Source organism: Streptomyces sp. NPDC088706, from assembly GCF_044752765.1.
In the GTDB taxonomy this organism is placed as follows: domain Bacteria; phylum Actinomycetota; class Actinomycetes; order Streptomycetales; family Streptomycetaceae; genus Streptomyces.
Window position 1 is genome coordinate 79143 of the sequence record NZ_JBIVLW010000004.1, and the last position, 17583, is coordinate 96725.

The following is a 17583-nucleotide window of genomic DNA, read 5'->3' on the forward strand; positions in this document are numbered from 1 at the left end:
CCCAAGAGTTCATCTGGACCGACGGCATCCTGAAGCCATGGCCGAACAGCATCGCCCGCATACCGGACCGTCCCCCGCCTTCGTCGCCGCCCTCCGCTCCGCCGTGCGCGGCACGTGCGACTTCGGGCCCGCAGCCCGGGCCCTGATGACGATGGACGCCTCCAACTACCGCCGCGTCCCGCTGGGGGTGCTCGCCCCGCGTGACGCGGACGACATCGTGGCCGCCCTGGCGGTCTGCCAGGAGTACGGGGTCCCCGTCGTGCCGCGCGGCGGCGGCACGTCCATCGCCGGCCAGGCGACCGGCACCGGCCTCGTCCTGGACCTCACCCGGCACCTGCGCGCGATCCTCGACCTGGACCCGGCCGCCCGCACCGCCGTCGTCCAGCCCGGTGTGGTCCTGGACGACCTGCGGGCCGCCGCCGCCCCGCACGGCCTGACCTTCGGCCCCGACCCGTCCACGCACAGCCGCTGCACCCTCGGCGGCATGATCGGCAACAACTCCTGCGGCGCGCACTCGGTGGCCTGGGGCACGACGGCGGACAACGTGCGGGGGCTGTCGGTGGTGCGGTACGGGGGTCAGGCGCTGCGGCTGGAGCAGGGGGCGCCCCGGCGGCCGGGAGGGCCCGGCCCCCACGGCGTACCCGGGCGGACCGCCGGCCCCCACGGCGTACGCGAACTCATCGACGCCCATCTCGCCCTCCTGCGCACCGGCTACCCCGACCTGCCGCGCCGCATCTCCGGCTACGCGCTCGACGCCCTGCTCCCCGAGCATCCCGGCGGCCCCGACCCCGTCCGGGCGTTCTGCGGCAGCGAAGGCACCCTCGCCGTGGTCACCGAGGCGACCGTCCGCCTGGTGGAGGCCCCGCGCGCCCGAGCCCTGGCCGTCCTCGGGTACGCCGACGAGTCGGCAGCCGCCGAAGCCGCCCCGGGCCTCCTCCCGTACCGCCCGCTCACCGTCGAGGGCATGGCCGCCGACCTGGTCACCGAACCCGCCGGGCTGCCGCGCGGGGCCGCCTGGCTCTTCGTCGAGACGGGCGGCGACACCCCGGCCGAGGCGCGGGCGCACGCCGAGCGCATCCTGCGCGGGGCCGACGCGGTGGACGGGACGGTCGTCACGGACCCGGCCGGGCAGCGGACCCTGTGGCGCATCCGCGAGGACGCCTCCGGAACCGCGACCCGGATGCCCGACGGCACTGAGGCGTGGCCCGGCTGGGAGGACTGCGCGGTCCCGCCCGCCCGGCTCGGCCGCTACCTCCGCGACTTCCGGGCCCTGCTCGGCCGGCACGGTCTGCGCGGAACCCCGTACGGCCACTTCGGCGACGGCTGCATCCACGTACGCGTCGACTTCGACCTGCTCACCCCGGCGGGAGTGGCCCGCTACCGCCGGTTCTCCGAGGAGCAGGCCGATCTCGTCGTCGCACACGGCGGCTCCCTCAGCGGCGAGCACGGCGACGGCCAGGCGCGCGCCGAGCTGCTGCCCCGGATGTACGGGGACGAACTCGTCGCCCTCTTCGGCCGGTTCAAGGACCTGTGGGACCCGGACGGCGGCCTGAACCCCGGCATCCTCGCCCGCCCGGCCCGCCTGGACGACGACCTCCGCTTCGAGGTGCTGCCCCGGAGCCCGGTGGACGTGGCCTTCGGCTACCCGCAGGACGGCGGCGACTTCGCGGGCGCGGTGCGGCGCTGCGTCGGCGTCGCCAAGTGCCGTACGGAGGCGGCGCCGGGTGCGGGCGTGATGTGCCCCTCCTTCCGGGTGACGGGCGAGGAGGCGCACTCGACGCGGGGACGGGCCCGGCTGCTGCACGAGATGCTCGCGGGGGAGGTGGTCACGGACGGCTGGCGCAGCACGGAGGTACGGGACGCGCTCGACCTCTGCCTCTCCTGCAAGGGGTGCCGCAGCGACTGCCCGGTGGGCGTCGACATGGCCACGTACAAGGCGGAGTTCCTGCACCACCACTACCGTGGCCGGCTGCGCCCCGCCGCCCACTACGCGATGGGCCGCCTGCCCCGGTGGCTGCGCCTGGCCGCTCCCGTCGCCCGGCCGCTCAACGCCCTGGCCCGGCTGCGCCCCCTGGCCGCGCTGGTGAAGCGGCTGGCGGGCATCGCGCCCGAGCGGACGATCCCGGTGCTGGCGACGCGGACGTACAGCCGGTGGCTGCGCCGGCATCAGGGCGAGGACGTGCCCGCGGGTACGGACATCCCCTCGTCCGACCGGGTGGTGGCCCTCTGGGCGGACACCTTCACCGAGCACCTGTCCCCGCAGGTGGGCCGAGCGGCGGTCCGGGTGCTGGAGGAGGCGACGGGGCGTACGGTGCTGCCGCCCCCACGCGGGGTGTGCTGCGGCCTCACCTACGTGTCGACCGGCCAACTGGACGCGGCCCGCCGGGTGATGCGCCGCACCCTGGACCGGGTCGGTCTCCTCCCCGGCCGTCCTCTGGTCGTCCTCGAACCGAGCTGCGCCGCCACCCTCCGTACCGACCTGCCCGAACTCCTCCCCGACGACCCGCGCGCCGGCGAACTGGCCGCCGCGGTGCGGACGCTCGCCCAGTACCTGGAGGAGTACGCCCCCGACTGGACCCCGCCCCGCCTGGACCGCCCGGTCGCCGGCCAGACCCACTGCCACCAGCACGCGGTGCTGGGGGACGCGGCGGAGCGGCGGCTGCGGGAGCGGATGGGACTGACCGGAGAACTGAGCGGCGGGTGCTGCGGTCTCGCCGGCAACTTCGGCTTCGAGAAGGGGCACTGGGAGGTGTCCGTCGCGTGTGCGCGGGAGCAACTGCTGCCTGCGGTACGGAAATCGCAGCCGGGTACGGAACTGCTGGCGGACGGGTTCTCCTGCCGTACGCAGCTGGATCAACTGGCCGGGCGCCGGGCCCGGCACCTGGCGGAGGTGATCGCGCAGGGGCTGGAGGAGCGGAGGAACGGCGTCCGCTGACCTGCGTCTCCCCCGCCTCTGCGGGCGCTTGTACGGTGACGCGCGCGCGTTCGAGTGGGGGCGGACGGGGGCCACGTCGGACCCGGGGGCGGGCTCACCCCCGCGCGACGACCTCCCGGGCCAGCTCCGCCAGCTTCGCCAGGGCGGGGTGGCCCGGGCCGTCGCGGCGGGCGAGGAGGACCGGGACGCCCGGGGCGTCGTCGAGCGGCACGTAGGCCACGCCCGGGTGCGGGTGCACGGCCGCGGTGGAGGCGGATGAGACCCCGTTGCCGCGCCCGGCGGCGATGGCGGTCAGCCAGTCGTCGGTGTTGGCGACGGTGAGGGTCGCGGCGGGCCGGGCGTCCGGCGGCCACAGCTCGGGGGTCGTGGTGCCGGAGACGGTGTTCAGGACGACGGGGCCGCCCGCGAGGTCGGCCAGGCGCAGCGACGTGGCGGAGGCCAGCGGGCCGTCCGCGGTCACCGCCGCCACCCGGCCCTCGGTGAACAGCACCTCGGTGACGAGCCCCGGCGCCTGGACCGGGCCGCGCAGCAGCGCCGCGTCCACCTCGCCCCGGGTGAGCCCGGCGCTGCGGTCGTCGATCCGGAGCAGCTCCAGCGGGGTGTCCGGGTGCCGCTCCTGCCAGGTCCGCAGGAGCGGTGTGGTGTACGGGCCGAAGGCCGACCAGGCGTGCCCGAGGCGCAGGGGCCAGTGGCGCAGCCGCCCGGTGTCGAGCGCCTCGTCGAAGGCGGCGACCGCGGCGGCGGCCTTGTCGCGGAAGGCGACGCCCTCGGGGGTGAGGGCCAGGTGGTGGGTGGACCGGTCGACGAGCCGGATGCCCAGGTGGCGTTCCAGGGCGGCGAGGGTGCGCGAGACGGCGGGCTGGGTGAGGCCGAGGCGCGCGGCGGCCCGGGTGACGTTGCCCTCCTCGGCGACGGCGAGGAAGGCCCGCAGATGGCGGAGCTCGACGGCGCGGGTGGGGGCGGGGGTGCCGTCGCGGCGGCCGGGGACGGGGGCTTCGTCGGCGTGTGCGGGGACGGGGGCGGGGCTCACCGGGCGTACGGGGCGCCCCGGGCCGCCCGCGGTTCCCGCGCTTTCCGGGTGGCTCATGCGTCCGGAGCATAACGGGAGCCCAGAACTCATTTCACGGGACGCGCGCGGGTCCCTAACGTGGAGCCTGGCCGCCGCATGCGCGGCGCGTTGTTCCGTACCCCCGGGAAGGCCGCCCATGAACGTCCAGCGCAGTGCCGCGGAGCCGGCCGCCGCAGCCGTCGCCGTACCCGAGGCGGCGCCCGCGCTGGACGCCGCCGACCATGGGACGGGGCCCGGAACCGGCCCGGGGCGCCGGGCGGCACTGGTGCCGATCGTGCTGGTGGTCGCGGGCGGACTGTCCGTCCAGTTCGGCTCGGCGGTGGCGGCGCTGCTGATGCCGAAGGCGGGGGCGCTGGGCGTCGTCACCTTGCGGCTCGCGGCGGCCGCGCTGATCCTGCTGGTGGTGTGCCGGCCGAAGCTGCGCGGCCACTCACGCGCGGACTGGGGCACGGTGGTCGCCTTCGGCGTGGCGATGGGCGGCATGAACACGCTGTTCTACCAGGCGCTGGACCGCATCCCGCTCGGCATCGCCGTCACCCTGGAGGTGCTCGGCCCGCTCGCGCTCTCCGTGTTCGCCTCGCGCCGCCTGATCAACGTCCTGTGGGCCGGGCTCGCCCTGATCGGCGTGGTCCTGCTGGGCGGCGGGGGCTTCGACCGCCTGGATCCGGTGGGCGCGGCCTACGCGCTGGGGGCCGGGACGATGTGGGCGGCGTACATCGTGTTCAGCGCCCGCACCGGCCGCCGCTTCCCGCAGGCGGACGGGCTGGCCCTGGCGATGGTGGTCGCCGCCGTCCTCTCGCTCCCCCTGGGCGTCCTGGAGTCCGGGGCGAAGCTCACGGTCCCCTCCACCGTGGCGCTGGGCGCGGCGGTGGCGGTCCTGAGCTCGGTGCTCCCGTACACCCTGGAACTCATGGCCCTGCGCCGCCTGCCCGCCTCCACGTTCGCGGTCATGATGAGCCTGGAACCGGCGATCGCGGCCACGGCGGGCTTCCTGATCCTCAACCAGGCCCTGTCCACGACGGACGCCCTCGCCATCGCACTGGTCATCGGGGCGAGCATGGGCGCGGTACGCAGCCAGGCGGGGGCGCGGAAGAAGAGGTGAGACCGGCAGCTCCCGGGTGCGCTTGGACCGCTCCCGGTGGTCCGGTAGCGGGGCGATCGCGTGGGCAGGTCCAGTCACCAGGTGCAAGGTGCCCGGAGATCGGCGATGGAGTCGGCGAGTTCGGCCGGGTGCGTGGGCCATCCCGTCCGGTGCCGGTGCTCGATCCGCCAGGAGAGCCGGCGCGGCCACAGCGGGGCGTCGGGCAGGTCCGCCACCGGGACCCAGGCCGGAACGCCGCCGTAGGTGTCCAGCGTCTCGGCAGGCCCGAGGCGCCCCTCGGCCGCCATGAGGAAGCAGTGCTCGCGCCGGCCCTCCTTCCAGACCCGCGCCACCTCGCGCCCGACGGCCCCGTGGAGGCCGGTCTCCTCGCGGAGCTCCCGTACGGCGGCCTCCTCGGGCGTTTCGCCGGCCTCGACCCCGCCGCCCGGGATCTCGTAGTACGGGCCGTCCTCGTCCGGGTCCTGGAAGCGGATCAGCAGCAGGTGCCCGTCACGGATCAGGACCGACCCGGCCCGGACCCGTACGGGAGGGACCGCGGCCGGATCGTCCAGCGCGACCGCCCCCGTGGGTCCGGCCCCCTGCGCCCAGGCGCGCAGGACGGCCTCCGCCGTACCGACCGGCCATATGCGCGCGTGCAGGGCCCGGTCCAGGGAGAGCGCCTGCATCGGCCCCGGTGCGGCGTCGCCCTACCGGGAAAGGCGTAGCGGACGGACCCCGCGTCGCGGCGCTCCTCCAGGACGAGCCGGTCGCCGTCGGCATGCGGCTGTACCAGCTGGGGTTCAACAGTCATCGGCGGAGATCAGCAGCGGGCGCGGACCTCTCACGGACGCCGGGAACGAGAACCGGACATCGGTCAGTTCCTCCGACACCTGCCGCAGCCGGCGCCCGGTCTCGATGTCCGAGGCCGCCGGGGCGAGCGGCACCCGTGCCCGAACACTGCATCGGCGGGCTGGGACCGGTCGGAGAAATCCATCGGCCGGTAGGGGCCGGTGGGCGGGCGCCTACGGCCGGTCACCGGCGGCCGGCCTCTGCGCCGGTCGGAAAATCATGCAAGCGTGCTTGATTGTTTCTCGCGGCGCTGCCATGCTCCTGGGCACCACACCCGGTCCCGAGGGGGGCGCACGTGTCCGAAGTCGCAGCGGTGGTCGACGATCTGCGCGAGGAGAGCGACGAACTCGACGCGCTGATGGCGTCGTTGGGCCCGGGCCGGTGGGGCGACCGGACCCCCGCCGAGGGGTGGACCATCGCCCACCAGATCGCCCATCTCACCTGGACCGACGAGGTCGCGCTGCTCGCCGCCACCGACCCGGGACGGTTCGGCGACGAGGTGACCAAGGCGCTCGCCGCCCCCGAGTCCTTCGTCGACGAGGCCGCCGGGGCCTTGGTCGCCGCCCACGCCCCGGACGCCCTGCTCGCCCGCTGGCGGGACGGGCGGCAGCGGCTGGGCAAGGTGCTCCGGGACGCCCCGGCGGGGACCCGCATCCCCTGGTACGGGCCGCCGATGAGCGTCGCGTCCATGGCGACCGCGCGGCTCATGGAGACCTGGGCCCACGGCCAGGACATCGCCGACGCCCTCGGTGCGACCCGGGCCCCCACCGGCCGGCTGCGGCACATCGCGCGGATCGGGGTCCGGGCCCGGAACTACGCCTACGCCGTACGGGGCATCTCCGCGCCCGAGGAGGAGTTCCGCGTCGAACTGAGGTCGCGGGAAGGCGAGTCGATCGCGTACGGCCCCAAGGATGCCGCCCAGCGCGTCACCGGCCCGCTGCTGGACTTCTGCCTCCTGGTCACCCAGCGCGCCCACCGCGCCGACCTCGCCGTCACCGCCGAAGGCCGTGACGCCGACCAGTGGCTCTCCATCGCCCAGGCCTTCGCCGGACCGCCCGGGCCGGGCCGCCCGCCCCGCGCCGATCGGGGCGGCCACCGGTGAGCGGCCCCGGACCCCTCCGTATCGGCAACGCCTCCGGCTTCTACGGCGACCGCTTCGACGCCGTACGCGAGATGCTCACCGGCGGCCCCCTCGACGTCCTCACCGGCGACTACCTCGCCGAGCTGACCATGCTCATCCTCGGCCGCAGCCGCCTCAAGGACCCCGAGAAGGGGTACGCCACCACCTTCCTGCGCCAGCTCGAAGAAGGGCTCGGCCTCGCCCACGAGCGCGGGGTGAAGATCGTCAGCAACGCGGGCGGTCTCAACCCGGCCGGACTGGCCGACGCCGTGCGGAAGTTGGCGGCGAGGGTCGGGGTGCCGGTGAGGGTCGCGCACGTCGAGGGCGACAGCCTGCCCGTGCCGGACGGCTTCCTCACCGCCAACGCCTACCTGGGCGGCGCCGGGATCGCCGCCTGTCTGCGCGCCGGGGCCGACATCGTCGTCACCGGCCGGGTCACCGACGCGGCCCTCGTCACCGGACCGGCCGCCGCCCACTTCGGCTGGGGACCCGACGGCCTGGACGCCCTCGCGGGGGCCGTGGTCGCCGGGCACGTACTGGAGTGCGGCACGCAGGCGACCGGCGGCAACTACGCCTTCTTCGGCGACCACGACGTCCGGCGCCCCGGCTTCCCCCTCGCCGAGATCCACCCGGACGGGTCCTCGGTGATCACCAAGCACGACGGTACGGGGGGCGTCGTCGACCTCGGCACGGTCACCGCCCAGCTGCTGTACGAGACCGGCGGAGCCCGGTACGCGGGCCCCGACGTCACCGCCCGCCTCGACACCGTACGGCTCACGCCCGACGGCCCGGACCGGGTCCGCGTCGACGGGGTGCGCGGCGAGGCCCCGCCGCCCACCCTCAAGGCCGGGCTCACCCGGCTCGGCGGCTGGCGCAACGAGGTCGTCTTCGTCCTCACGGGCCTGGACATCGAGGCCAAGGCCCGCCTGGTGAAGGACCAGTTCACCGATGCCCTGGGACGGGGCGGCGGACGGCCCCCGGCCGAGGTCCGCTGGGAGCTGGCCCGTACCGACCACCCCGACGCCGACACCGAGGAGCGGGCCGGCGCCCTGCTCCGGCTCACCGTCCGCGACCAGGACGCCGAGGCGGTGGGCCGGACCGTCTCCGGGGCCGCCGTCGAGCTGGCCCTCGGCAGCTACCCGGGCTTCCACCTCACCGCCCCGCCCGGAAAGGGCGCGCCCTACGGGGTGTTCGAGGCCGTCCACGTACCGGCGGGCGAGGTCGAGCACACCGCCGTGCTGCCGGACGGGTCCCGGGACGTCATCGAACCGCCTGTCCACACGCGAGAGTTGTCCGAGGTTGGCGGACCCGCGCTCCCCGAGCCGTACCCCTTCGGCCCCACCCGCCGCGCCCCCCTCGGCCTCATCGCGGGCGCCCGTAGCGGGGACAAGGGCGGTGACGCCAACGTGGGCGTCTGGGTGCGCGACGACGACGCCTGGCGGTGGCTGGCGCACGAGCTGACCGTCGAGCGGCTGAAGGAACTCCTGCCGGAGACCGCCGAACTGACCGTCGTACGCCATGTCCTGCCCAACCTGCGCGCCCTGAACTTCACCGTGCACGGTCTCCTCGGGGAGGGCGTCGCCGCGCAGGCCCGGTTCGACCCGCAGGCGAAGGCGGTGGGGGAGTGGCTGCGGTCCCGGTGGCTGCCCATCCCCGTACCGCTGCTGGAGCGCCACCACGGCCCGTCCCCGGAGGTAACCGCATGACCGTCCTGCCCACCGGGCTCGACACCGACAGCCCCGAATACGCCGCTCATCGGTCCACCATGCTGGCCAAGCTCACCGAGCTGGAGGCCGAGCACGCCAAGGCACTCGCGGGCGGCGGCGAGAAGTACCTCGCCCGGCACCGGGGGCGCGGCAAGCTCCCGGCGCGGGAGCGCATCGAGCTGCTGGTCGACCCCGACACCCCGTTCCTGGAGCTGTCGCCGCTGGCCGCCTGGGGCAGCGCCTCCCCCGAGTACACCGTGGGCGCCTCGCTCATCACCGGTATCGGGGTGGTGGCGGGCGTCGAGTGCCTGATCACCGCCAACGACCCGACCGTACGCGGCGGGGCGTCGAACCCGTGGACGCTGAAGAAGGCGCTGCGCGCCAACGAGATCGCCTTCGCCAACCGGCTGCCCTGCATCAGCCTGGTGGAGTCGGGCGGCGCCGATCTGCCGTCCCAGAAGGAGATCTTCATCCCGGGCGGGGCGCTGTTCCGGGACATCACGCGGCTGTCGGCGGCCGGAATCCCCACGGTGGCCGTGGTGTTCGGCAACTCCACGGCCGGAGGCGCGTACGTCCCCGGCATGTCCGACCACGCCGTGATGATCCGGGAGCGGTCCAAGGTCTTCCTCGGCGGACCGCCGCTGGTGAAGATGGCGACCGGCGAGGAGAGCGACGACGAGTCCCTCGGCGGGGCCGAGATGCACGCCCGTACGTCGGGGCTCGCCGACCACTTCGCCGTCGACGAGCAGGACGCGGTCCGCCAGGCCCGGCGGATCGTCGCCCGCTTCAACTGGCGCAAGGCGCACGCCGATCCGGGGCCCGCCGAGCCGCCGAAGTACGACGAGGACGAGCTGCTCGGGATCGTGCCGGGCGACCTGAAGGTGCCCTTCGACCCGCGCGAGGTGATCGCCCGGCTGGTCGACGGCTCGGACTTCGACGCGTTCAAGCCGCTGTACGGGACGAGCCTGGTCACGGGGTGGGCGCGGCTGCACGGATACCCGGTCGGCATCCTCGCCAACGCGCAGGGGGTGCTGTTCAGCGAGGAGTCGCAGAAGGCCGCCCAGTTCATCCAGCTGGCGAACCAGCGGGACATCCCGCTCCTCTTCCTCCACAACACCACCGGCTACATGGTCGGCAAGGAGTACGAGCAGGGCGGCATCATCAAGCACGGCGCCATGATGATCAACGCGGTCGCCAACTCGAAGGTCCCGCACCTGTCGGTCCTGATGGGTGCCTCCTACGGGGCCGGGCACTACGGGATGTGCGGACGGGCCTACGACCCCCGCTTCCTCTTCGCCTGGCCGAGCAGCAAGTCCGCCGTCATGGGGCCGCAGCAGCTCGCGGGCGTCCTGTCCATCGTCGCCCGCGCGTCGGCCGCCGCGAAGGGGATGCCGTACGACGACGAGGCGGACGCCGGGCTGCGCGCCATGGTGGAGCAGCAGATCGAGGCGGAGTCGCTGCCGATGTTCCTGTCCGGGCGGCTGTACGACGACGGGGTCATCGACCCGCGCGACACCCGGACCGTCCTCGGGATGTGCCTGTCCGCGATCCACACCGCACCGGTCGAGGGCGCCCGCGGCGGCTTCGGCGTCTTCCGGATGTGACCCGCGCGTGCGGCCCATGAGGACCCTTCCGGATGTGACCCGCTCATGAGGAGAGACGTGATCCACTCCCTGCTCGTCGCCAACCGGGGCGAGATCGCCTGCCGGATCTTCCGCACCTGCCGTGACCTGGGCATCGCCACGGTCGCGGTGTACGCGGACGCGGACGCCGACGCCCTGCACGTACGCGAGGCGGACCTCGCCGTACGGCTGCCGGGGTCCGCCCCCGCCGACACCTACCTGCGCGGCGACCTCGTCGTGGCCGCCGCGCTGGCCGCCGGGGCGGACGCCGTGCACCCGGGGTACGGCTTCCTCTCCGAGAACGCCGCCTTCGCCGCCGCCGTGCAGGACGCGGGGCTGGTGTGGGTCGGCCCGCCGGTCAAGGCGATCGAGCTGATGGCGTCCAAGACCCGGGCCAAGGAGCTGATGGGCGGGGCGGGGGTGCCGCTGCTGGCCCCCGTGGATCCGGCGGCGGCCACGGAGGACGACCTGCCGCTGCTGCTGAAGGCCGCCTCGGGCGGGGGCGGCCGGGGTATGCGGATCGTCCGCGAACTCAACGCGCTGCCATTCGAGTTGCTGGCCGCTGCCGCCGAGGCCGCCTCCGCCTTCGGGGACGGGGAGGTCTTCGCGGAGCCGTACGTGGAGCGGGGCCGGCACGTCGAGGTGCAGGTCATGGCGGACGCGTACGACACCGTGTGGGCGCTCGGCACCCGGGACTGCTCGCTCCAGCGCCGCCACCAGAAGGTCATCGAGGAGGCCCCGGCGCCCGGCCTGGACGACGCCCTGCGCGCCCGGCTGCACGACGCGGCGGTGGCGGCGGCGCGGGCGGTCGGCTACCGGGGGGCGGGGACCGTGGAGTTCCTGGTCTCCGCCGAGGGGCGGCCGTACTTCCTGGAGATGAACACCCGCCTCCAGGTCGAACACCCGGTGACGGAGGCCGTGTTCGGAGTGGACCTGGTCGCGTTGCAACTGCGGGTGGCGGAAGGGGAGCCGCTGCCCGCGCTCCCGGAACCGTCGGGCCACGCGGTGGAGGCGCGGCTCTACGCCGAGGACCCCGCGCGGGACTGGCAGCCGCAGGCCGGAGCACTGCTCACGCTGGAGGTGCCGGACGCGCCCGGCCTGCGCCTGGACACCGGGTACACCGGCGGCGACACCATCGGCGTCCACTACGACCCGATGCTCGCCAAGGTCATCGCCCACGCCCCGACCCGGACGGCAGCGGTACGCCTGCTGGCCCGGGCCCTGGAGCGCTCCCGTATCCACGGCCCGGTCACCAACCGCGACCTGCTCGTCCGGTCGCTGCGCCACCCGGACTTCGCGGCGGCCCGGCTCGACACCGGCTTCTACGACCGGCACCTCGGGGAGCTGACCGCCCCGGCCGCCGGCCGCGATCCCGCCCGGGCCGCCCTGGCCGCCGCCCTGGGGGACGCCGTACGCACCACCGCGCACGGCACGGGCCCCGCCCCCACCCGTTTCGGCGCCTGGCGCAACGTCCCCTCGCAGCCCCAGGTCAAGCGCTACCGCAGCGAGCCGGACGGCACCGAGCACGAGATCACCTACCGCACCCCGCGCACCGGCACCCCGCAGCCGTACGACGCGCCCGGCGTCCGGGTCCTCGCCGCCACCCCGGACCGGGTCGCCCTCGAACTGGACGGCGTGCTGCGAACCTTCGACCTCACGTACGACCGCGACCAGGTCCACGTGGACACCGCCGGAGCCTCGTACACCTTCACCGCCCTGCCCCGCTTCACCGACCCCGCGACCCAGGCCGGCCCCGGATCCCTCCTCGCCCCCATGCCCGGCACCGTCGTCCGCCTCGCGGAGGGCCTGGCTCCGGGGGTCGCCGTCGAGGCCGGGCAGCCGCTGATCTGGCTGGAGGCGATGAAGATGGAGCACCGCATCCTCGCCCCCGCCTCCGGCACCCTCACCGCCCTGCACGCCGCGCCCGGCCACCAGGTCGAGGTGGGCGCCCTGCTCGCCGTGGTCCAGGAGGACCAGGGCCTCGACCCCGTACCCGCAGTCGTATCCGTACCGGAGGAGAACGCATGAGCACCGTCCTCGAGACCGAAGAGCACCAGGCACTGCGCGCCGCCGTCGCCGCCCTCGGCAAGCGTTACGGGCGCGACTACATGACCACCGTCATCCGCGAGGGCTCGCACACCGACGAGCTGTGGGCGGAGGCCGCCAAGCTCGGCTACCTCGGCGTCAACCTCCCCGAGGAGTACGGCGGCGGAGGCGGCGGCATGGCCGAACTCTCGATCGTCCTGGAGGAGTTGGGGGCGGCGGGCTCCCCCCTCCTCATGATGATCGTGTCCCCCGCCATCTGCGGCACGGTGATCGCCCGCTTCGGCACGGACGAGCAGAAACAGCAGTGGCTGCCGGGCCTCGCCGACGGCAGCCTCACCATGGCCTTCGGCATCACCGAGCCGGACGCCGGGTCCAACTCCCACCGGATCACCACGACCGCCCGCCGCGACGGCACCGACTGGGTACTGACCGGCCGCAAGGTCTTCGTCTCCGGCGTCGACATGGCCGACGCGACCCTGATCGTCGGCCGCACCGAGGACGCCCGGTCGGGGAAGCTGAAACCCAGCCTGTTCATCGTCCCGCGCGAGGCCCCCGGGTTCGGCCGCAACCAGATCGACATGGAACTCCACGCCCCCGAGAAGCAGTTCGAACTGGTCCTGGACGACGTACGGCTGCCCGCCGACGCCCTCGTCGGCGACGAGGACGCGGGTCTCCTCCAGCTCTTCGCCGGGCTGAACCCCGAGCGGATCATGACGGCCGCGTTCGGGATCGGGATGGGCCGGTTCGCGCTCGGCAAGGCCGTCGAGTACGCCCGTACCCGCCAGGTCTGGAAGGCGCCGATCGGCTCGCACCAGGCCATCGCGCACCCGCTCGCCACCGCGCACATCGACCTGGAGCTGTCGCGCCTGATGATGCAGAAGGCCGCCCGGCTCTACGACGACGGCGACGACATCGGGGCGGGCGAGGCGGCGAACATGGCGAAGTACGCGGCCGGCGAGGCCTGCGTGAAGGCGGTCGACCAGGCGGTCCACACCCTGGGCGGCAACGGCCTGACCCGCGAGTACGGGCTCGCCTCCCTGATCACCGCGTCCCGGGTGGCCCGGATCGCGCCGGTCAGCCGGGAGATGATCCTGAACTACGTCTCGCACCAGTCGCTGGGCCTGCCGAAGTCGTACTAGGCGAGGCCCCTGTTTTCCTGCTGTCCGACCTCTCCCCCTTCCCCACCCCCAGGGGCGATTCTGACTCTCCACACCCGCACGGCGTCCCGCGCCGCCTCCCCGGGCGGCGCGGGCCACCGCGACGACAGGGGTACTGCCATGGTGTTCCGCAGTGAGTACGCAGAGGTACCGGCCCTTGACACGCCCATCCACGAAGCGGTCCTGGGCGGGGCCGCGGACTTCGGTGACACGGTCGCCCTGATCGACGGGACGAACGGCGCCTCCCTCACCTACGCCCAGCTCGACGGCTTCCACCGCCGCATCGCCGCCGCACTCGCCGACGCCGGGCTCAGGAAAGGCGACGTACTCGCCCTGCACAGCCCGAACACCATCGCCTACCCGGCGGTCTTCTACGGCGCCACCCGCGCCGGGGCCTCCGTCACCACGGTCCACCCGCTGGCGACGGCGGAGGAGTTCGCCAAGCAGCTCGGCGACAGCGGCGCCCGCTGGATCGTGACGGTCTCCCCGCTCCTGGAGACGGCTCGCCGGGCGGCCGAACTGACCGGCGGCGTCCAGGAGATCTACGTCTGCGACCAGGCGGAGGGCCACACCTCCATCCTGGACATGCTGGCCTCCACGGCCCCCGAGCCGGCGATCGCCATCGACCCCGGCGAGGACGTGGCGGCGCTCCCGTACAGCTCCGGCACCACGGGCACCCCCAAGGGCGTGATGCTGACGCACCGCTCGATCGCCACCAACCTGGAGCAGCTGAGACCGTTCATCCCGATGGGCGAGGGCGACCGCATTCTCGCGGTGCTCCCCTTCTTCCACATCTACGGCCTCACCGCGCTGATGAACGCCCCCCTGCGCTGCGGTTCGACCGTCGTCGTCCTGCCCCGCTTCGATCTGGCGCAGTTCCTCCAGGCCATCCAGACCCACCGCATCACGGGCCTGTACGTGGCCCCGCCGATCGTGCTGGCGCTGGCGAAGCACCCGCTGGTGGGGGAGTACGACCTGTCCTCGCTCCGGTACATCGTCAGCGCCGCCGCCCCGCTCGACGCCGAGCTGGCCCAGGCGTGTTCGGCCCGGCTGGGGCTGCCGCCGGTGCGGCAGGCGTACGGGATGACGGAGCTGTCGCCCGGTACGCATGTGGTGCCGCTCTCCGTGGAGGAGCCGCCGCCGGGCACGGCGGGCAAGCTGCTGCCGAACACCGAGATGCGGATCGTGTCGCTGGAGGACCCGGTGCGGGACGCGGAGCCGGGAGCGGACGGCGAGATCCTGATCCGGGGCCCGCAGGTGATGAAGGGCTACCTGGGCCGCCCCGACGCCACCGCCGACATGATCGACGCCGACGGCTGGGTGCACACGGGGGACGTCGGCCGGGCGGACGCGGACGGCTGGCTGTTCGTGGTCGACCGGGTCAAGGAGCTGATCAAGTACAAGGGTTACCAGGTCGCCCCGGCCGAGCTGGAGGCGCTGCTCCTGACCCACGAGCAGGTGGCGGACGCGGCGGTGATCGGGGTGTACGACGCCGAGGGCAACGAGGTCCCGAAGGCGTTCCTGGTCCGCAGCCCGGCGGGGGACGGCCTCACCACCGAGGACGTCATGGCGTACGTCGCCGAGCGGGTCTCCCCGTACAAGAAGGTGCGGCAGGCCGAGTTCATCGAGGCGGTGCCGCGCGCCGCCTCGGGCAAGATCCTCCGGCGCGAGCTGCGCGACCGGGAGAAGACGGAGGAGAAGTGACCTTGATCCGCACGGCCCACGGGCGCGGTGTCGCCACGCTGACCCTGGACTCCCCGGCGAACCGCAACGCACTGTCGGCGGGGCTGGTGGGGGAGGTGCGGGAGGCGCTGGCGGGGTGCGCGGCGGACGACACCGTACGGGCGGTGGTCCTCACCCACACCGGGACGACGTTCTGCGCCGGGGCGGACCTGACGGCGCCGCCGGACCCGGAGGCGTTCGTGGGCCTGATGCGGGAGATCGTGGCGCTGCCGAAGCCGGTGGTGGCCCGGGTCGACGGGCACGTCCGGGCGGGCGGCCTGGGCCTGCTGGCCGCGTGCGACATAGCGGTGGCGGGCCCGTCGTCCACCTTCGCGCTCACCGAATCCCGCCTGGGCCTGGCCCCGGCGGTCATCTCCCTCACGCTCCTGCCCCGCGTGGACCGTACGGCGGCGAGCCGCTACTACCTCACGGGCGAGCGGTTCGACGCGGCGGAGGCGGCGAGGATCAACCTGGTCACGCTGGCCGCCGAGGACGTGGACAAGGGCCTCGCCCCGATCCTGGACGGCCTGCGCCGGGCGTCACCGCAGGGGCTGGCCGCATCGAAGGAGCTGGTCACGGCTACGGTGCTGAGGAGCTTCGACCAGTACGCCGAAGACCTCATCGCCCGCTCCGCCGCGTTGTTCGCCTCCGACGAGGCCAGGGAGGGGATGACGGCCTTCCTCGAACGACGGGACCCGGCATGGGTGCGGTGACCTCTTCCTCCTCCAAGGCTGTGCACGCGCCCAAGCAGGACCGCAGCCGGGCGACCCGGCAACGGCTCCTGGAAGCGGCGGTGGCCTGCCTGGCCGAACACGGCTGGGCGGGCTCCACCGTCTCGGTCGTCGCCGAGCGGGCCGGGGTGTCGCGGGGCGCGGCCCAGCACCACTTCCCGACCCGCGAGGACCTGTTCACGGGCGCGGTGGAGTACGTGGCCGAGGAACGCTCGGCCGCCCTGCGCGCGCTCCCCGTGCAGGGCCGCGCGGCGGTGGTCGCGGCCCTGGTGGACCTCTACACGGGCCCCCTGTTCCGGGCCGCCCTCCAGCTCTGGGTCGCCGCCTCCAACGAGGACCAGCTGCGCCCGCGCGTGACGGAACTGGAGGCGCGGGTGGGCCGCGAGACCCACCGCATCGCCGTCGAACTCCTGGGCGCCGACGAGTCCCGCCCCGGCGCCCGCGAAACGGTCCAGGGCCTGCTGGACATGGCCCGCGGCCTGGGCCTCGCCAACCTCCTCACCGACGACACCGCCCGCCGCGCGCGGGTGGTGGCGCAGTGGGCGGCGCTGGTGGAGGAGGGGCTGGGGTGAGTGCAGCCGGGCCGGCTGGGGTGAGTCCGGGGGGCCGACTGGGGGGAGTGCAGGGGGGGCGGGATGAGCCACGCGGGGCGGAGAACAGCGACCGCGGGTTCACGGCGATGAACCGCACCCGGGACCGGGCACGGTAGACCTGCTGAGGGCGAACCGGCCCGTCGCTCAGTGGCGAGGCCCTGCCTTCCACCCGACCTCAGCGTCGGCACCGGCCCAGGTGGATGCCGGTGGCCGCTGTGTCGCTGTGCGTGTCGAAACCGCTGTTCGGTACCTGCGGGGCGAGTCACGCTTCAACTCGTCGTGCGCGCAGCCCTGCACATAGCCGCTTGCAGGCACGACATACACCCTCAAGCGGCACTTTATGCAACTCACTCCGCATGCCCCGAAGACGATCGGCTGCCAGCTCTTACATCGCCTCGGCACGTCACGGATCGAGCCAGCACAAGTCTGGCGACTTTGCGTTGACCGGTGACCGGATTCACCTCTTGCAGAGAAAATTTGGTTAACCCATGATTAGCGCAGGATGAATGCAGATTGAAAAATTAGGGAGGGGAAGATCATGCCGCGAATAAAGTTTGTTATCGGAGCCGTGCTTGCCGTCGGTCTCGTGATTCCTACGGGTAGCGCGATGGCTCTCAGCGCAAAGGGGGGCGGCGTCACGGCAACGGCTCCGTACGGCGGAGACGCCGGTGTCATCTCGGTGTACGACGGCAGCTCGGACGGCGACCCGGGGAAGGCGGAGTACTACCGCCAGACCAGTGCCGGCACCAAGAGGACTCTGTGGAACCACAGTGGCCCCTCGACAAGAGCCACCTCCGGCAGCGGCTCCAAGATCATCAAGTTCCAGGCGTGCGACGAGAATTACGGTACCCCTGACGACTGCTCGGGCTGGGTTGCTCCCTAGGCGCTGACACAGATCAGCCCGCCGGGCCAGCCGTGTGATGGCTGGCCCGGCGACTGCGTTTCCCATCTG

Annotated in this window: 12 protein-coding genes and 1 pseudogene; 11 read left to right on the forward strand and 2 right to left on the reverse strand. The window is 73.9% G+C overall.

The window, feature by feature from the left end:
* The first annotated feature begins 37 nt into the window (after positions 1 to 37).
* On the forward strand, positions 38 to 2935 hold the full coding sequence (locus ACIQAK_RS13360; protein WP_366390444.1) for an FAD-binding and (Fe-S)-binding domain-containing protein: 2898 nt from the start codon (positions 38 to 40) through the stop codon (positions 2933 to 2935).
* A 94-nt stretch (positions 2936 to 3029) separates the two neighbouring features.
* Here ACIQAK_RS13360 and ACIQAK_RS13365 read toward each other — a convergent pair whose 3' ends face one another.
* Positions 3030 to 4022: a LysR family transcriptional regulator gene (locus ACIQAK_RS13365; RefSeq protein WP_366390445.1), complete on the reverse strand. Its 993-nt coding sequence runs from the start codon at positions 4020 to 4022 to the stop codon at positions 3030 to 3032.
* 118 nt (positions 4023 to 4140) lie between these two features.
* On the opposite strand from ACIQAK_RS13365, the gene ACIQAK_RS13370 reads away from it, so the two are divergent.
* A complete protein-coding gene (locus ACIQAK_RS13370; RefSeq protein ID WP_366390446.1) occupies positions 4141 to 5106 on the forward strand; it encodes an EamA family transporter in 966 nt (321 codons plus the stop codon).
* A gap of 74 nt (positions 5107 to 5180) precedes the next feature.
* On the opposite strand, the pseudogene ACIQAK_RS13375 reads toward ACIQAK_RS13370, so the two are convergent.
* Positions 5181 to 5896 (reverse strand): annotated as a pseudogene (locus ACIQAK_RS13375) (NUDIX domain-containing protein).
* Positions 5897 to 6229: 333 nt separating this feature from the next.
* Between ACIQAK_RS13375 and ACIQAK_RS13380 the strand changes: the two are divergent.
* From ACIQAK_RS13380 to ACIQAK_RS13420, 9 genes are all read left to right on the forward strand, one after another.
* Positions 6230 to 7036: a TIGR03084 family metal-binding protein gene (locus ACIQAK_RS13380; RefSeq protein ID WP_366390447.1), complete on the forward strand. Its 807-nt coding sequence runs from the start codon at positions 6230 to 6232 to the stop codon at positions 7034 to 7036.
* Positions 7033 to 8760, forward strand: coding sequence for an acyclic terpene utilization AtuA family protein (locus tag ACIQAK_RS13385; protein WP_366390448.1), 1728 nt, complete (start codon positions 7033 to 7035; stop codon positions 8758 to 8760). The genes ACIQAK_RS13380 and ACIQAK_RS13385 overlap by 4 nt, the downstream gene beginning before the upstream one ends.
* Complete coding sequence (locus tag ACIQAK_RS13390) at positions 8757 to 10364, forward strand: carboxyl transferase domain-containing protein (RefSeq protein WP_366390449.1); 1608 nt, start codon at positions 8757 to 8759, stop codon at positions 10362 to 10364. The genes ACIQAK_RS13385 and ACIQAK_RS13390 overlap by 4 nt, the downstream gene beginning before the upstream one ends.
* Positions 10365 to 10409: 45 nt before the next feature.
* Entirely contained in the window at positions 10410 to 12410 is a 2001-nt protein-coding gene (locus ACIQAK_RS13395) for a biotin carboxylase N-terminal domain-containing protein (RefSeq protein WP_366390450.1), read from the forward strand.
* Positions 12407 to 13567 carry an acyl-CoA dehydrogenase gene (locus ACIQAK_RS13400; RefSeq protein ID WP_366390451.1) on the forward strand — a complete coding sequence of 387 codons (1161 nt, stop codon included), beginning with the start codon at positions 12407 to 12409 and terminating at the stop codon, positions 13565 to 13567. Before ACIQAK_RS13395 ends, ACIQAK_RS13400 begins: the two co-directional genes overlap by 4 nt.
* Positions 13568 to 13705: 138 nt before the next feature.
* Entirely contained in the window at positions 13706 to 15289 is a 1584-nt protein-coding gene (locus tag ACIQAK_RS13405) for a 4-coumarate--CoA ligase family protein (RefSeq protein ID WP_366390452.1), read from the forward strand.
* Positions 15286 to 16020, forward strand: coding sequence for an enoyl-CoA hydratase family protein (locus ACIQAK_RS13410; protein ID WP_366390453.1), 735 nt, complete (start codon positions 15286 to 15288; stop codon positions 16018 to 16020). Before ACIQAK_RS13405 ends, ACIQAK_RS13410 begins: the two co-directional genes overlap by 4 nt.
* A complete protein-coding gene (locus ACIQAK_RS13415; protein ID WP_366390454.1) occupies positions 16008 to 16610 on the forward strand; it encodes a TetR/AcrR family transcriptional regulator in 603 nt (200 codons plus the stop codon). The genes ACIQAK_RS13410 and ACIQAK_RS13415 overlap by 13 nt, the downstream gene beginning before the upstream one ends.
* 628 nt (positions 16611 to 17238) lie before the next feature.
* Complete coding sequence (locus tag ACIQAK_RS13420) at positions 17239 to 17514, forward strand: hypothetical protein (RefSeq protein ID WP_366390455.1); 276 nt, start codon at positions 17239 to 17241, stop codon at positions 17512 to 17514.
* Positions 17515 to 17583 lie beyond the last annotated feature (69 nt).